General features: G+C 36.1%; 15 protein-coding genes and 1 tRNA gene. 7 read left to right on the plus strand and 9 right to left on the minus strand.

All coding sequences use genetic code 11. The features are described 5' to 3' along the window. Positions 1–34: 34 nt before the first annotated feature. Genes DRF65_RS19530 through DRF65_RS19545 form a run of 4 tightly spaced genes read right to left on the minus strand, consistent with a single transcriptional unit; the run spans position 35 to position 3,268 of the window. The gene (locus tag DRF65_RS19530; protein WP_115972425.1) at positions 35–1,093 is read right to left on the minus strand and encodes a nucleotidyltransferase domain-containing protein; all 1,059 of its coding nucleotides are present in this window, start codon (positions 1,091–1,093) and stop codon (positions 35–37) included. A gap of 28 nt (positions 1,094–1,121) precedes the next feature. Then, a complete protein-coding gene (locus DRF65_RS19535; protein ID WP_115972426.1) occupies positions 1,122–1,853 on the minus strand; it encodes an ATP-grasp domain-containing protein in 732 nt (243 codons plus the stop codon). Positions 1,854–1,872: 19 nt separating this feature from the next. Beyond that, positions 1,873–2,508, minus strand: coding sequence for a hypothetical protein (locus DRF65_RS19540; protein ID WP_115972427.1), 636 nt, complete (start codon positions 2,506–2,508; stop codon positions 1,873–1,875). A gap of 10 nt (positions 2,509–2,518) precedes the next feature. After that, a complete protein-coding gene (locus tag DRF65_RS19545) occupies positions 2,519–3,268 on the minus strand; it encodes a nucleotidyltransferase domain-containing protein (protein ID WP_115972428.1) in 750 nt (249 codons plus the stop codon). A 336-nt stretch (positions 3,269–3,604) separates the two neighbouring features. Between DRF65_RS19545 and cobT the strand changes: the two genes are divergently transcribed. From cobT to cobC, 3 genes are read left to right on the plus strand one after another with little or no spacing between them, the layout of a single operon-like run. Then, positions 3,605–4,609: a nicotinate-nucleotide--dimethylbenzimidazole phosphoribosyltransferase gene (cobT, locus tag DRF65_RS19550; RefSeq protein ID WP_115972429.1), complete on the plus strand. Its 1,005-nt coding sequence runs from the start codon at positions 3,605–3,607 to the stop codon at positions 4,607–4,609. Continuing rightward, positions 4,610–5,392 (plus strand): adenosylcobinamide-GDP ribazoletransferase, encoded by a 783-nt coding sequence (locus DRF65_RS19555; protein ID WP_115972430.1) that lies wholly within the window; start codon positions 4,610–4,612, stop codon positions 5,390–5,392. Next, positions 5,377–5,931, plus strand: a complete 555-nt coding sequence (gene cobC, locus DRF65_RS19560) for an alpha-ribazole phosphatase family protein (RefSeq protein WP_115972431.1) — start codon at positions 5,377–5,379, stop codon at positions 5,929–5,931. The genes DRF65_RS19555 and cobC overlap by 16 nt, the downstream gene beginning before the upstream one ends. A gap of 111 nt (positions 5,932–6,042) precedes the next feature. Here cobC and DRF65_RS19565 read toward each other — a convergent pair whose 3' ends face one another. The 3 genes from DRF65_RS19565 to DRF65_RS29285 all read right to left on the minus strand — a co-directional run bounded on the left by DRF65_RS19565 (position 6,043) and on the right by DRF65_RS29285 (position 9,060). After that, complete coding sequence (locus DRF65_RS19565; RefSeq protein WP_115972432.1) at positions 6,043–7,797, minus strand: lipocalin/fatty acid-binding family protein; 1,755 nt, start codon at positions 7,795–7,797, stop codon at positions 6,043–6,045. Between the two features lie 243 nt (positions 7,798–8,040). Next, positions 8,041–8,154 (minus strand) — tRNA-OTHER (locus DRF65_RS28570). 111 nt (positions 8,155–8,265) lie between these two features. After that, positions 8,266–9,060: an RtcB family protein gene (locus DRF65_RS29285; protein WP_394337823.1), complete on the minus strand. Its 795-nt coding sequence runs from the start codon at positions 9,058–9,060 to the stop codon at positions 8,266–8,268. A 744-nt stretch (positions 9,061–9,804) separates the two neighbouring features. Here DRF65_RS29285 and DRF65_RS19575 point away from each other — a divergent pair. The 3 genes from DRF65_RS19575 to DRF65_RS28575 all read left to right on the plus strand — a co-directional run bounded on the left by DRF65_RS19575 (position 9,805) and on the right by DRF65_RS28575 (position 11,448). Next, entirely contained in the window at positions 9,805–10,140 is a 336-nt protein-coding gene (locus DRF65_RS19575) for a HopJ type III effector protein (RefSeq protein ID WP_165852273.1), read from the plus strand. 24 nt (positions 10,141–10,164) lie between these two features. Then, positions 10,165–11,184 carry a helix-turn-helix transcriptional regulator gene (locus DRF65_RS19580; protein WP_115972434.1) on the plus strand — a complete coding sequence of 340 codons (1,020 nt, stop codon included), beginning with the start codon at positions 10,165–10,167 and terminating at the stop codon, positions 11,182–11,184. A 126-nt stretch (positions 11,185–11,310) separates the two neighbouring features. Continuing rightward, a complete protein-coding gene (locus tag DRF65_RS28575; protein WP_002980888.1) occupies positions 11,311–11,448 on the plus strand; it encodes a hypothetical protein in 138 nt (45 codons plus the stop codon). Positions 11,449–11,737: 289 nt separating this feature from the next. On the opposite strand, the gene DRF65_RS19585 is transcribed toward DRF65_RS28575, so the two are convergent. Together DRF65_RS19585 and DRF65_RS19590 are read right to left on the minus strand one after the other, a co-directional pair. Then, positions 11,738–12,922: a DUF1501 domain-containing protein gene (locus tag DRF65_RS19585; protein WP_115972435.1), complete on the minus strand. Its 1,185-nt coding sequence runs from the start codon at positions 12,920–12,922 to the stop codon at positions 11,738–11,740. Between the two features lie 36 nt (positions 12,923–12,958). Then, positions 12,959–14,338 (minus strand): DUF1800 domain-containing protein, encoded by a 1,380-nt coding sequence (locus DRF65_RS19590; RefSeq protein WP_165852274.1) that lies wholly within the window; start codon positions 14,336–14,338, stop codon positions 12,959–12,961. Positions 14,339–14,986: 648 nt separating this feature from the next. On the opposite strand from DRF65_RS19590, the gene DRF65_RS19595 reads away from it, so the two are divergent. Then, on the plus strand, positions 14,987–15,550 hold the full coding sequence (locus tag DRF65_RS19595; RefSeq protein ID WP_115972437.1) for a hypothetical protein: 564 nt from the start codon (positions 14,987–14,989) through the stop codon (positions 15,548–15,550). The last annotated feature ends 65 nt before the right edge of the window (positions 15,551–15,615 follow it).

Genomic DNA, 15,615 nt, shown 5'->3' on the forward strand with positions numbered 1-15,615 from the left:
AGCCTATTGTGAAGGTTCTTAAATGCTTTTTTTCCTACAAATAAAGAGCTTCACGGATATCAATCAGAATCTTTAAGGATTTTTGTGTATCAGGATAATCCTGAAGGCCAGAAATAGTATATTGTTCCTCAATGGATTGAATAAGGGTTTCAGCTTTTTGCATCACTGCTTCATACGGCCAGTTTCCAGCTTTGATATCCAGTAATTCCTCCCGGTTTTCTACATGGATTTGAAGAGTTTGTTTTTTGAATATCTGTTCACACGACTGCAATAACCGGATGGTGTGCATCATATTCTTGCTGTCGTAGTTCTGTCCATGATTATGGTTGACGTTGTATCGGTTCTCATTGCGTTCCTCAACCCATTTCCAATATTCCCTGTAGTCTTTACAGTAAGTGGAGTAGGCATCGAAGTTACAGAACAGGTAAGCATCGGGCTTTTCATCCTTTGGAACAGAAGATACCGAAACCTGATTCGCTTCTTCATGCTGAATAATTCCTTTATACCCCAATGTTTGAGATTCATCATAAAATAATGCAAACGTCCCTTTGGTATGGTCAATGCTTGTTAAGCCACATTTTTCCTGAAATTTTCCGTTTTCCAAAAACCATTTTTTCAAAGGAACAGAACCTTGTCCATCCAGAATAAAACAGAAGTCAAGAACAGATTTTCTTTCTTTGTCTATAGGATTCAGGATCTTTTTGTTAAGACCTTTCGCCTTTTTAATTTGGGAAATGGCATATCCTGCAAAAGTGTCTTTGCATAACTTAGAAAGAAAGTCTTCAGTTTTCAGCAGATCCATCAACGGATGTTTATGTAAAATACACTCTTCAGGAGTTGCCAGCACTTCCAGAATATTAGGATTGTTCTTTTGCAATAGCTCCACAAACCTTCCAATTTCATAATAGGTAATATCATTCGTTTCATTGGAAATCTGTGGAATATAGTTCAGCCCAAAGAAATCTTCCTTCGGCAGATAATACACGCCACGGATATCCGTATCCGAAGTTTCCGTTGCCAGGCCGAAAGCCCGGCTTCCGGAGATGGCTTCGAAGAGGAGGAGGTTTTTATTTTTGAGGTCTTGGATGGTCATTTTAATTATTCAAATAATATTTTTTAAATTAGTTTTTAATACAGCTATTGACAACAACTTCCAGTGCTTTTTCTGCATCACAGGCATATAATCCTGAGCACCATGCCGGATTAGCTTCAATTAATGCCCAGCCTTTTCCTTTGATGATTCCAAAATCTAATACAATAGCATTGGGTAATGTTGAAGAATATTTCTGGATAAAGCGGTTGAAAAACTCAAACATATCATGCTCTTCAGTTTCAGATAATGGATTTGTATCAAAGCTATTGTTTCTCCAATAAGAAGAATATGTTTTTATTTCATTATTAAATACAAAGCATCTTACTTCAAGTTCCCATTCTACTATTTCTGAGGTGAAAACGTTCGAGTTCAAATCTACAGTATCAAAACCTTTGATGTCTGTCAAGTTATGATAAACTCCTGCTTTAAAACTTTTAAAGTCAGAACATTTAATGAATATATCTCGTTCTTGCAGAAAGTCTCCTAATTGCCCATAGGTAATTTTACGATGGGTAAATTCTTCTGAAATTTCAGCAAGCCAGTTATCCTTTGGTTTTGTTAAGGTCAGATTACATTGTTCAGCAACAATTTCGGAGTAGATATCTTCACCATAAACAGCAATTACATCTGAACGAAACTCTTCAGGGACGTTCCATTTTGCGTTGAAACGGCTCAGTTCATATGATGAATTGAGCGATGCTTTTTTAAGATTATTGCTGTCTTCCGTATACATAGGAGAGAGTGCGATTATATTTTTCATTTGATGTTATTTAATAAGATTAATAGTGTTTTGACTGCCTGTCCAAAGATTCTCTAATAACCTCTGCTAAAGGTCTAAACTGAGTAAGAATTTTGTGTTTTATTCCTGCTGTTGTTATGGGAGATGAGATGCTAATTGCTATATTTCCTTTTTCTTCTTTGTTGATAATCAGGTGATCATAATCTCCAAGGTCCATGGTGATGATCAATTCATCTCCGGATTTTGTGAACTCTTCATAACAACTGTTGATAAAATTAAAAGAAGGATTTGTTCTGTCAAAACAATTTTCTTTGATACGGAATTCATAGACTGCATCATCAAGCTGCTCTGATAATTCAGTCAAATCCACATCCTGTCCATGAATTTCTTTGTATCTGGTAACAACCAGTTCAATAAAGGCTTCTGTATAGAAAATGATAAAGCTATCATCATCTACATACCAAAAAATACTATAAAAATAATTGTTTTTAGGAAGGTTATATTTTTTGAAAGTTTCAATCACTGATAGAGGGACTTCAAGTCCTATTTCTTCTTTTAAGAGCTGAGCTCTTTCAATAAATTCATGTATTTTTTCTTTCTCTTGAGGAGCTGCTTTTTCAGTTTTTTTGAGGGAAATTTGGATGTCCTTCTTTCTAAAAAAATTAAATATTTTCATTTGTCTTTCTTTAAAGTTTTAATATCTCCCTAAAAACCCTCTCCATCTCCTTCTTGTCAGCATTTCCACCTCTCAAACCCTTTGACTTTTCCTCATTATAAGTGATCGTTTTCTCCAAAAACTCAAACAATTCCCAATCATTCGGGTGATAATAAGCTTCTCCCTTCGTTGCTTTTAGGGCTACGAGATTTTCTATTTTTGTTCTGGTTTCATTGTCTACTAAAACAAGCAGTTCACTGAACAATACAGGTGGAACTGTTCCTTTTTCTATGATCCACTTTCCGGTTAAGGCAGTTCGCAGACAATAAAAATAACTTTTTAATTTTACTTCATCACTTCTGCAGGCTTCCAGGTATTTTTTGCTCATGCTTAAATAATGATAGGAAACCGCTACCGGAGAAAAGCAAGCATCAGCCAATGGTTTGAAAAGCTCCACAAACTTTGCGTTTTCTGTATAAATGATAGGCGAGTAGAACCAACTCAGTAAAGCGGCATTCGATTTAAGCAAAAGGTGAAAAGTCTTTCTGAGATCCCATCCGGAACCATCCAGGTCATCTTCGGTCATAAATTCTATCGTTTCATCCTTATCCCAAGGCGAAAGATACCAGTCTTTTTCATGGCGGTATATAAAACGTATGTCATAATCACTGTCAGGAGAGGCAAAACCCCACGCTCTGCTTCCGGATTCAACGGCAAGAAGGACTTCTACGCCTCGTGTTACCTCCACTTCTTTTATTTTTTCTTTTATTTTTGGTGTCATTGTTTTCAATTTTATATTGCAAAGTAATGATGATTGTGCGCAATGTTCTTACGTAGTTGTTTTGAGTTTGAGAATGGAGGGGGTATAATATTTTTATTACAATATAAAAGAATCTTACGCTCAAACACTCCAAGCCTAAAGGTTTAAATGTTGTCAAGGTTTTTCAACAGTCTCAAATCTAAAATATAGTTCTCAGCTTCCTTTTCGCGGTTCTTGTCTCTCATCTCTTCGTCTATTATCTATTTTCTCCTTAATACATCCTTCATCCATTACCCGGAATACCCCTTATTTCACTAATATTGCACTTTCTCTATTTAACATAACTACTTTATACCCATGTTGACAACCGAACTACAGCATAAAATTGATTTCAAGACAAAACCTTTAGGCGCATTAGGACATCTGGAACATCTTGCCCACAGAATTGGGATGGTTCAAAATACTACTTCACCCCAATTATCGAATCCTCATCTGGTGGTCTTTGCCGCCGATCATGGGATTGCAACAGCAGGAGTAAGCGCCTATCCGCAGGAGGTAACCTATCAGATGGTGATGAATTTTCTGGGTGGTGGAGCGGCTATTAATGTATTTTGCAGACAGCATAATATTGAAATTAAGATTGTAGATGCCGGAGTCAACTTTGATTTTCCGGAAGGGTTGGAGCTAATCGATAAAAAAATCAGAAAATCCAGCCGTAATATTTTGGAGGAACCAGCGATGACTTCAGAAGAATATCAAAAGGCTTTGCAGAATGGAAACTCGGTAGTGGCAGAGATTGCTGAAACAGGCTGTAATATCATCGGTTTTGGTGAAATGGGAATTGGGAATACTTCCGCTTCTTCTCTGATGATGAGTAAACTATTTGATATTCCCATTGCTAGCTGTATTGGCCGTGGAACAGGATTGAATGATGATCAGCTGCAGAATAAGATCAGTATTTTATCAGCTGCCATAGAGCAATATCCTGGTGTTAAAACCCCGGACGAAATTGCCCGGACTTTTGGCGGGCTGGAAATTGTGCAGATGATGGGTGCGATGGAAGAGGCCTTCCGTCAGAATATGCTGATCATGGTAGACGGATTTATTGCTACCATTGCAGTGGCCACGGCATGGAAAAAGAATCCTGAGATTCTGAAAAACTGTATATTCTGTCATGTAAGTGATGAGAATGCCCACCTTCAGCTTCTTGATTTACTAGGCCAGAAAGCTTTATTGAACCTTAATTTACGTTTGGGTGAAGGTACAGGCTGTGCATTGGCGTATCCGCTTATTAAAAGTGCAGTCAATTTCCTGAATGAAATGTCCAGTTTTGAAGATGCTCACGTTTCAAATAAAGAATAAATGAAGACTTTAAAGAATGAACTGATCTATTTTGCAACGGCACTGATGTTCTTCACCAGAATTCCCGTTCCGTTCACTATTCCGTATTCCGGTGAGATCATGAATAAATCCCAGAAATATTTCGCATGGATCGGATTGTTGGTAGGGGTGATTAATGCAGGGATTTTATACCTTTCTTCTCAGCTTTTTAATCTTGAAATAGGAATTGTTCTGATGATGATTGGCAGCGTCCTTCTAACCGGAGCTTTCCATGAGGATGGTTTTACGGATATGTGTGACAGTTTCGGAGGCGGATATGGAAAAGAAAAAATTCTTACCATTATGAAAGACAGCAGGGTAGGAGCCTATGGAACGATTGGGATTATTTTATTGTTTGCTTTGAAATTCTTCAGTATTCAGGCTTTGGGAACAGTTGATCTGATAAAGACCCTGGGAATTGTTATTCTGGCACATACTTCAAGCCGTTTTATTTCAGGAACGATGATTTATACCCATCAGTATGTGACAGATATTGATGTAAGCAAATCAAAGCCTCTGGCGAATAAGCCCTTGGATGGTATGGCTCTTTTGGTAAGTTTTATGGGAGTCTTACTTTCCTTTGCCCTAATACCAGACTGGCGCCTGATACTGGCTTTTGCACTGGCTTATTTAGGGAAGATCTGTATGGGATGGTATTTTAAAAAACATATCGGAGGGTATACCGGAGATTGTCTGGGAGCTGTGCAGCAGGTAACTGAAGTTTTATTTTACTTAGGAACGATGATTGTATGGAAATTCATCTGATTCGTCATACTGCTGTAGATAATCCGGAAAATCTGTGTTATGGATTTGCCGAAATGCCCTTACGTAAAGATTATTCAGAAGATTTTGAAAGTTTGCATCTGGATAATGATTTTGAGTTAGTGATTTCAAGCCCGGCAAAGCGATGCCGTCTTATGGCAGAACATTTTAAGTTTAATTATTCAACCGATGAAAGACTTCGGGAAATGAATTTTGGAGACTGGGAGCTGAAAAAATGGACTGATATTCCGGAAGAAGAGATCAATCCCTGGTATAAAGATTTTATCCATGTAAAAGCATCAGGTGGAGAAAATCTCCTTGAAATGCAAAGCCGTGTACTCTGTTTTTGGAACGAATTGGTTACTAAAAAAGAAGTTGAAAAAGTTCTGATTATTACTCATGCCGGAGTAATCCGTTTAATTCTACAATCAGTGCTGCAGTTTCCCCTAGAAAATATGTTCAACATTCAGATTGATTATGGGAAGAAAGTGATTATTGAAGCTAAAGATGATTATTTTTCCATCAAAAAAGTAAATGGATAATAAACATAAATATCTAAAAATAAATCTGCTTTATCTGCAAAATCAGCGAGAGATTAAATAAAATTGCTAGTTAAAAGAAAAATGCCGTTCAAATCTATTGAACAGCATATTTTATTTAAAAATTCTGATAAAACTATCCTTTTCCAAAGTTTCCATTGAAAAATCAAAATCAGCTTCGGATTTTTTTGTGGTAGTCTCTGCTCCAAGCTCTTTTATAAGCTCATTGAATGACATAGCTTCAGACCACTGCTGATATAATGCACTGGTAGCCATCATGGATACCTCATTATTTCCGGAAACGTGAGAATGTCCAGCTCCGAAATTCAACAGTACAAAACATTGTTTTCCCACTTTTGGTAACAGGATTCCCAGAATCGTTTGTTTCTGAACCGAGTTACATCTTGCTTCAGCAAAGAGGTTATTCGGATTCATCATATAGTCGTAGGAAATTTGATCTCCTTTTCCGATAACGATTTTATATCCACAATTTGCATCTCCGCTGAACACATTATTCATAACAAGAGTAGAGGTACTTAATCCTTTATTGGCGTAAAGGTATTCTACAGCACCGTTGGGAGCAGAAGTCATATCTCCGGAATACATCAATTGTCCTTCACCATAATTATAAGCTGCATTCCAACCTATTTTTCCTTCAATATTCAATCCTGAAAGGTCAAGGTCCCGGGCTCCCCATCTATCTTCCCAATAAATACCAACAGCCAGTCTATCTCCATAAAAACGGGTTCCGGTAGGAATATTTCCAACAAACATTTTTTCAGAAGTTGGCAGCGCAAATTCTACATTCTCCGGGAAATAGAATTTCTTTCCGGAAAAACTTTCGTATTTCAGCTTCAGAAAATCTAAAATAAAATCATAGTTTAACAGATTCACATAAGTTTCCTTACCTTTTTTAACCCACGATTTTCCATTTCTGACTCTATAGACAAAAGTGTCCTGACCATACATTCTGGAATGGCATGCTGATAATGCTTTGAATAGGGCAAACGGTGTTGCATTTTCTAACCAATGCCAATCGCTGGTTTCCAATAATATATGAGTTGCATCATTTAACGGATTCGAAATTAATGGCTTATGGTGTACTTTAGACAGCTTCGAAATTTTGTTAATCGCTTTCGGAGCTCTGTTTTTATAAGCAAGAAATAACGGTTTAAATCTATTGAAAATTTCAGCCATTTTTTCCATTCCAAAGCTTTCAAACAGATAGGTTGGATTAAATTTGCTTTGTTTAATTAAGCCAATCAATTCATCGTTTTTAATTAAAAGCGTTGTTTGAGTGGTTTTATAAATCACATAACGGAAAAATTCAACAGGGTTTTCTGGATAGATCTCATATAAATCGGCTATTTTTATAATCGCTTCTTTATTTCTGATATTTTCTTTTCCTGTAAAATCGTAATCAAGCTCTTCTGTAAGGATATATAAAAGATCATTGATTGTTTCTTCTTTTAAAGCAATCCCGGATCTCAGCAGAGAAAGACATTTTTCCTGCATTTCTTCTACAGTATAAGCTTTGATTACTTTAAAAATCATCTTCACATCAGGAACATTCAGGATTTCCTTAGGAATATAGATTTCACTCTGGAAATTACTTCCATAGGTTGAAATATAATGTTGAATCTGTTCAAAAAATAATTCAATTCTGGATGTGTTTTTTATTTTCTCCCAGGATTTATGAAAGGATTTATTCAGGTCATTTCCATTTAATTTTTCCTTTGCATAATAAGAGATGATCTCTTTTTTAGCCCAAAGTGCATCAGTTTCAATAATAAAACCTTCATTGGAAATAAATGGCATTTTATCTGATTTTTTAGCCAATACAGCATTGAATAATTGTAATGTTTTCATTGTTTTAAGTTTAAAAAATAAGTGAGGAGTAAGTTCATTAAAAGTGAAGTGTATAGGAACTCCTTTTACCTATAGTTTATAAAAAGCGGGGAGTAATTTATCCGAAAAATATAGGAACTCCCTTTGCCTTATAATTTGTAAAAAGGCGGAAAGTAATTCTAAAATATAGGAACTTTCTTTGCCTTACATTTTTTTTACGTATGAAATGACAGATATATGAATATAAGCATTTTCACTGTATTGAGGAGCAGACAGGACTCGAACCTGTGACCCACAAACCTGGTAGTTTATAGGAACTTTATTTGCCCGTAGCGAAAAGTAATTTTTTGTTGCTCTAACCATCTGAGCTACTGCCCCTGCCATTATGATAAGTTTTCATGAACCCTACAGGCTTTGACACCTATAAGGTTGGTTATTAGTTTTTTTGGAAACCTATCAGGTTTATATTGAGTGATATTAAATAAAGAATTATGCCTTTCTATATTTTTTCTTCCACGGTGCATTTTTCTGAACATCACCCGCCATAATACATCCGTAAGGCATCACTTCATCCAGTACTTCACAAAGTCCATATTCTTCAATCTGTGCTCTTACATTCGCTGCACTTTTATAAGCAGTGGGTAGTTCGGAAATATCAATTTCATTGGAATAGAATCTGATATCCAATCCTGCTGTTTCTTCATTGAAGATCTCCTCAGTCGTTTTATGGGCTAAAGATCTTTTATGCTGACTTCTGCTGAAATTTCTTCCCGCTCCATGTGGAGCAAAACCAAGGTTTCTTTCATTGGTCTTTCCCTGAACAATCAATACCGGTTCTGCCATATTCAATGGAATCAATCTTGGTCCCGTGATATCAGGCATGAACTTATCATTCAATGGAGTCGCTCCCTTTGCATGATAGAAGAGGTTACCATCCTTGAAAACAAAATTATGTTCATTCCAATATCTGTTTTCTTTCTCTATTTTCAGTTTATTTAAAACAGCATCGTGAATATTGGTATGGTTTTCCTTCGTCCATGTTCTTATCAATTGCAGCGCTTCCCAATAAGATTTTCCTTCTTCAGTATCATAAGGAATCCATGCATTTTCTTTTAATGTTTCAGGAGAAATATCCTGTCTGAAACGGTTGGCAACTTTCATTCCTTTATCATATAATGCAGCACCCGGAGCTCTGGATCCGTGATGGGTTACCATCATTGTATTTCCTGTGTTTTTGGAAATTCCAACGAATAGGAAATGATTTCCGTCTCCCTGAGTTCCCATATGAGAACGGGCAATGCTGATTAATTTTTCATCATTTAAGAATTCATTTTCTCTGAACGCATCCATCAGTTCCTGGGACATCGGCATCTGTTCGCCTCTTGGTCTTCCTCCATATCCGAAATGTGTTACAGAATGAGCGGCATCCAGAATATCTTTAGGGTTAACCTTTCCAAAATCTGTCAGCATCACAGAACAACAGATATCTGCGCTATGAAATCCCGGGTGGATGGCATTTTTTGCAACCACCACACCTCCCACAGGAATATGACCTTCGGGACCTGTAGGACAGGCATCCGGCATTAAAGCTCCGGCAGTGAGCGTAGGTGTTTTCATCAGAACTTTCATCGTTTTGATTACTTTTTCTACATTATCACTCTCATTTTCATGTTCCGCTCTGATGTTGATGATAAACTCAGGAGCAGTTTCATGAAGCGGAATATGTTCAGGTTGTTTGAACTGTTCCAGATATTCTTTAATCTGAATTTCATCCAGATGATTTTCGTTGATATAGGTAATGGCATCTTTAAACCATTTAGCGGGTCTATATCCCAATTCGATTAAGTGATTTCCATTAAATTCCATTGTTTTGTTATTTTGATAATGCAAAGTAACTTCTTTATTGCGCAATAGTTTTGCGTAGATAATAAATTTTTGATTATTTTTACAAAAATTATAAAAAAGACAAATTCGCTGGTATGCAAATTCGCTTATTAGCATTATGTAAAAAAAATTAAACTTACAACTATGATATTATTAGAACAATTAAAACATTTTCCTGAAACCGTTCAATTCAGCGATGTGATTGCTTATATAGATGCAAATTACCATTTTACCCCTACCGCATTCAAAAACGGAAATACAAGAAATGAAGAAGACCAGAATAACGGATCATGTAAAATATTCGGTTTTGCATCTTATCACGGATTGACAAAAGAGGAGACACTTCCGCTTTTCGGAGATTTTTATAGGGAAGATGTACTTAAAAACCCTGATGGAACAGATCACCAGAACATCAGAAACTTTATGGAATTCGGATGGGAAGGATTGATCTTTGAAGGCAATCCGCTGAGAGAGAAATAGGTTTTCAGATAAAAAAGAATAATCATGTCATCCAATAAAAACGCACTGATCCGCTATAAAACATTAGACAAGTGCCTCAAAAACAAATACCGTAAATATACTTTGGAAGATCTTATTGATGAATGTTCCGAAGTATTATTTGAATTTGAGGGAAAAGAATCTTATGTAAGCAGAAGGACTATTCAGCTGGATCTTCAGAATATGCGGAGTGAGAAATTCGGGTATGAAGCTCCTATTGAAGTATATGAAAGAAAATATTACCGTTACAGCGATCCGGACTACAGTATCCATAATATTTCTGTAAATGAAAGTGATCTGAAAGCGATGAATAATGCAGTTCAGATCCTGAAGCAATTCAAAGATTTCTCTATGTTCAAAGAAATGAACGGTGTCATCCAGAAACTGGAGGATTCTATTCATTCTACTAACCAGAAGTCAATCATTCATTTGGATAAAAATGAACAGTTAAAGGGGTTGGAGCATATTGATATTCTGTATGAAGGTATTCTCAATAAAAAGGTACTGAAAATCTTATACAAGAGCTTTACTGCAAGAGAATCCAATATTTTCACCGTTCATCCGCAACTGTTGAAAGAATTTAACAACCGCTGGTTCCTCATCTGTCTTTACAAACAGAAAATGTATAATCTGGCGCTGGACAGAATGGAAAGTATTGAAACAGATGAAGCCCTTCCTTACATTGATAAGGATCTGGACGGAGATGAATACTTTAAGAACATTGTAGGAGTTACCGTTTCAGAATCCATGGCTCCTAAAAATGTCATTTTTTTTGTTGATACGGCCAATGCTCCTTATATCAAAACAAAACCATTACATAAAAGTCAGGAGATCATTAATGAGGTTGAAGGAGGTACTCTTTTTAAAATTTGTGTGCAGATCAATTTTGAATTAGAAAGACTGTTGCTGGGCTTTGGAGATTCGCTGATTGTTCATCGACCGAAAAAGCTAAGATTGAGAATGGAAGAGAAATTTAAAGCCGGAAGTAAGAATTATCAGGACCTGATCATTCCGGAAGAAAACTAGTATTTCAGAATTATTAAGTAAAAAAGAACAGGATAGTAATTGAGACTCAGGAATATTTTAATTGAAATTGACCTCTGATTTTTATCTTGGCTTGGAAATTGTAGTACTCAAGTACAAAATCACCATATGAAATCAAGAATATTTAAAGCACTTATTGCCATTATAGCACCTATAGCGATAGAGTATATCGTTAAAAAAATATCTGAGAAACTTGATAAGAAAGAAGATCAGAAAGAGAAAGAACCGAAGCAGATTACTGCTTAAAAGTAGTTAAAATTTAAAATTATCGAAAAGAGACTGTCATTATGGATGGTCTCTTTTTTTGTGGTGATAGGAGAAGGGGAGGTGATGATGACCCCGTCAAAAATTCAAAGAATTTTTGAGGGCCTTCCGGTGGAGGGGAATGTTCACTCTTTCAACTGAAGTATTCATTATAATATTCCTGGAAATCGGAGATTTCAAAACTTAAGTGTACTTTTCATACATAAAATTTATCACTTAAAAATAACTTAAGTGTTATAAAACTTTTATGGCTAAATAGAGCTCAGTCGATTTATATAAAGTCATAAACTCCATTTTTCCAGCCCAAAACTTTGGAGGAATCCGCTTTTAGCCAGTTTTTCAGAACTGTAGCATATACTTTTCTGAAATCTTCTGTGTAGATCAGGTCACCTTCATTCAGATTCTGTAAATCCGGAAGACTGTTCAGAAGGCCTTTCTTTTTAAGGTTTCCACTGATAAAGAACATCTGGTTAGCCGTTCCGTGATCTGTCCCATTGCTTGCATTTTGGGCCACTCGACGCCCAAACTCAGAAAAGGTCATCAAAAGAATATTATTGAATAAGCCATTGCTTTTCATATCAGCCACAAAGGACTTCACAGCTTCATTAATATCACTGAACAGTTTTTTCTGTCTGTCATTTTGGTTCACATGGGTATCAAAGCTTCCAATGGAAAGATAGTAAACCTGGGTATTGATATCTGATTTGATTAAAGAGGCCACTGTCTTAAAGTCCTTTCCCAGTTGCGAATTAGGATAAGTCTGTTCCGTTTTTTTTGCTTTGCTCTTATCAAAAATATAGCCTGCATTGTTAATCGTAGAACCTAAAGTCTGATAAAGGTAAGACACCGTTTCGTCATCATGATGGTGATCATAAAGAGATTTGAAATATTTCTCCTGACTGGTCTGATATAACCTTTTAGGATCTTTAAAAGCAAATGCTTTATTATTTTCTCCTTTCAAAGCCAGGCTTAGCATATCATCAACTTCCAGTGCCTGTGTGGGATGCTCACAACGGTAACATTCTTCATCCAGAAAGCGGCCTAACCAGCCTGTTTCCAGAAATTCATCACTTCTGCTTGCCGATTGCCAGATATCCATGCTGCGGAAATGAGATTTATCCGGATTGGGATAACCCACATTGTTCATCACAGAAAGCTCTCCATTATCAAAAAGCTCTTTAAAATAGGAGAGGGAAGGATTGATTCCGGCTTCATCTGTAAGGGATAAAGAATCCTGAACAGCAAGCGTTTTCCTTTCTCTGAAATAGATGTCATTTTTTGTAGGAATAACCGTGTTCAAGCCATCATTTCCACCAGTAAACTGAAGAACTACGAGAATATTCTGATTGGGATTCAGTGCCTCTTCCAACGTTATAGCTTTTAGAAAGTTAGGAAGTAGAAGTGATGCTGTGGCCAGTGAACTTATTTTGAGGAATTCTCTTCTTTTGATTAACATAATGTTGGATTTTGGTGATAGATATAAGTGCCCCCTTTACATTAATTGATATTCAGGGGTTGACATAAGGTTGATAATGGTCATTTTCGTGCTTTTATCAGAGAAGTTATTGACTGTATTCATATCTAGGCTTTGTGGTTTCTGAATCAGATAATCCTCACAGTTTTTATGGTCAAAAATCTGATCTACCCGGTTCCAGTCTATTGTTATATTGGGATTTTTAAAGCTTTTATTCAAAGCTGTTTCCTTAGATTTCATTCCCATATCAATATCGTCATCTTGTCGTGGACTGTATTCCAGCGGGCGAAGGCCGGACCATATCTGCGGTACCTGAAGTCTCAGCATCAGAGTAGAGCTGTCAATCCAGGATCTTCCATTGGGCCACCCTGCAACATTCGGTGGATAAAGCAACATTTGTCCTAATAGCTTTTGATACACGATGAGGTTTTCAGGATTCTGAATATTCATCGGAAGGATCCGCATCATTCCGGCCATAAGTTCTATGGGCGATTTTATCCTGTTTCCGATATTTTTCTGTTCGTAAAACCATGAGCTTGAAAAGATCTCCGTCATCAGTTTCTTAATATCGTAACCGGAATTGTAGAAGCTGGTACTGAGTGTATTTACAATATTCTGATCTATATTTTCATTAACGAAAAACTTATAGACTTTGGCTGTGATAAATTTTGCGGTTGCTTTTTGCTCCAGAATAATATTTAGAGCATCTGATCCGTTAAAATTACCTGTTTTCCCCAGAAAAGTTTTGGTTTCTTCATCATGCTGATTTTTCCTTTCTTTAAAATTTCCTTCTTTATCGTAACTCCATCCTGTAAATGCTCTGGCTCCTTCTCTCACATCTTTTTCCGTATAATTTCCTCTGCCCATAGTGAAAAGCTCCATGACCTCACGGGCAAAATTCTCATTGGGGTGGTCTTTCTTATTTTGCTGGTTATTCAGGAAGTTAAGCATAGCCGGAGCTTGACTGACTTCAAAAAGTAAATCTTTGAAGCTTCCCAATGCATTCTTCCGGATTGTATTTAAAAGTTGCTTATTGAACTTTGGATTAAGGACTCTTGAAGCAAAATGTCCATGCCAGAAAAAAGCCATCTTTTCTCGCATTTGTTCCTTACTGTTCACCATTTTATCCAGAAAGTTAAGATTCAGTTCTTCGTTCTGTGTTCTATAAATCCGTTGCATTTCCTTCTTCTTTTCAGCAGGAGCTGTACTGTTCATATAATCTGCAGCAGGTTCGATATCAGGCGTATCATAAATAATCTCTGTAAAGCTTTCTTCTTTAAATAATTCATTAATCAGCGTCTTGATGTTTTTATTTTTCAAATCATCGATTTGATTAATTCCGGGACCAAAGCCTGCACGCCAGAGAAGATGTTTATTTTTTAATAAGGTGTCAGCCATGATGAGAGCATTTATTTTTTTGATGTTTCTGAAGAAAAAAGGTTAAAATAATAACGGGTTAAGGTTTGTTAATATTATAATGTGTGCACAATAGGACTGTTGGAAAACGCTCAGGTACTAAGATTTTGTACGCTGTATATTGGAAGGCGCGAGGATTTTATCTTCGATAAAATTGTTTATGGTTAGATTCTCTCGCTGCTTTTTCATCTCAACTAATGCAATTATTTTATTTATTCGTGAAATTTATGAGGTTTAAAAAGATATAGCCCCATAGTGCATAGAATAATGTTATTGGTGCCGTGGCAAAAAATAAATAGCATCCTTGCTGAAGATCTTTGATCTTCTTGTGCCTTAAAATATACGTAATACTAATAAAAATTTTGCGCCTTAGCGTTTTCCAATGTTTGAATTCCTTTTATATCAATAAGTTGACTTATCCTGTTTCTATTTTTTAACTTTTTAAATATATTTCACATTTCAGGTCCTGTTTTTTATAAAAATTGTTAAACAATCATTTAAAATTTAACATAAAATAAATGATTGATATTCATTTTGTTACGGTTTTAATGCGTGTTAAAAAACAGCAGAAAGCTTTGCTTGGCACGATTTTTACATCCTCTTGTTTAGTAAAATTTAAAAATTAGAGTTATGAAAATGTTTAAACAAGCAATTTTAATTGCCGGAATTTTAACAGCAGGTATAGCAAGCGCACAGAGTTCACAAATGAATAATATGATCAAAGTAGGCGCAAATGTTGGTTTAGCAGTTCCCGCAGATAACCTTTCCGCAGCAGTTGGTGTAGATGTAGCTTATCAGAACCTTATTACTCCAGGATTTGGATTAGGTATTGCATCAGGATATACTCACTATTTTGGTAAAGATAACAACGGGTATAAAAATAATGATGTAGGAGTAGTTCCTGTAGCTGCTTTAGTAAGAATTTATCCAAAACAAACCGGTTTCTATTTCGGAACTGACTTAGGATATGGATTCTTAGTTGGAGACAAAACAGTAGCTTCTAACACGAATGTAGAAAGAGCAAGCGGAGGTTTCTATATCAAACCTGAAATCGGATACCACAACAGAGACTGGAACTTCTTCGTACAATACCAAAAGGTTTTTGTAGGAACTAAAGGAGATTTAGCTGGTCAGGATTATAATGTGGGGAATATCGGAGTAGGATTCGGTTATAATATTCCATTAGGAAAGTAGTTAGATTTAATATATAAACAATTATTAACCAAAACCTTTTCACGAAAGTGGAAAGGTTTTTTTGT

The sequence above is a fragment of the Chryseobacterium pennae genome (genome assembly GCF_003385515.1).
In the GTDB taxonomy this organism is placed as follows: domain Bacteria; phylum Bacteroidota; class Bacteroidia; order Flavobacteriales; family Weeksellaceae; genus Chryseobacterium; species Chryseobacterium pennae.

Bases quoted from the DNA above. Each gene is read 5' to 3' on its own strand.
- DRF65_RS19530 (WP_115972425.1), bottom strand. From the start codon at position 1,093: ATGACCATCCAAGACCTCAAAAATAAAAACCTCCTCCTCTTCGAAGCC.
- DRF65_RS19535 (WP_115972426.1), bottom strand. From the start codon at position 1,853: ATGAAAAATATAATCGCACTCTCTCCTATGTATACGGAAGACAGCAAT.
- DRF65_RS19540 (WP_115972427.1), bottom strand. From the start codon at position 2,508: ATGAAAATATTTAATTTTTTTAGAAAGAAGGACATCCAAATTTCCCTC.
- DRF65_RS19545 (WP_115972428.1), bottom strand. From the start codon at position 3,268: ATGACACCAAAAATAAAAGAAAAAATAAAAGAAGTGGAGGTAACACGA.
- cobT (WP_115972429.1), top strand. From the start codon at position 3,605: ATGTTGACAACCGAACTACAGCATAAAATTGATTTCAAGACAAAACCT.
- DRF65_RS19555 (WP_115972430.1), top strand. From the start codon at position 4,610: ATGAAGACTTTAAAGAATGAACTGATCTATTTTGCAACGGCACTGATG.
- cobC (WP_115972431.1), top strand. From the start codon at position 5,377: ATGGAAATTCATCTGATTCGTCATACTGCTGTAGATAATCCGGAAAAT.
- DRF65_RS19565 (WP_115972432.1), bottom strand. From the start codon at position 7,797: ATGAAAACATTACAATTATTCAATGCTGTATTGGCTAAAAAATCAGAT.
- DRF65_RS29285 (WP_394337823.1), bottom strand. From the start codon at position 9,060: ATGGGAACTCAGGGAGACGGAAATCATTTCCTATTCGTTGGAATTTCC.
- DRF65_RS19575 (WP_165852273.1), top strand. From the start codon at position 9,805: ATGATATTATTAGAACAATTAAAACATTTTCCTGAAACCGTTCAATTC.
- DRF65_RS19580 (WP_115972434.1), top strand. From the start codon at position 10,165: ATGTCATCCAATAAAAACGCACTGATCCGCTATAAAACATTAGACAAG.
- DRF65_RS28575 (WP_002980888.1), top strand. From the start codon at position 11,311: ATGAAATCAAGAATATTTAAAGCACTTATTGCCATTATAGCACCTATA.
- DRF65_RS19585 (WP_115972435.1), bottom strand. From the start codon at position 12,922: ATGTTAATCAAAAGAAGAGAATTCCTCAAAATAAGTTCACTGGCCACA.
- DRF65_RS19590 (WP_165852274.1), bottom strand. From the start codon at position 14,338: ATGGCTGACACCTTATTAAAAAATAAACATCTTCTCTGGCGTGCAGGC.
- DRF65_RS19595 (WP_115972437.1), top strand. From the start codon at position 14,987: ATGAAAATGTTTAAACAAGCAATTTTAATTGCCGGAATTTTAACAGCA.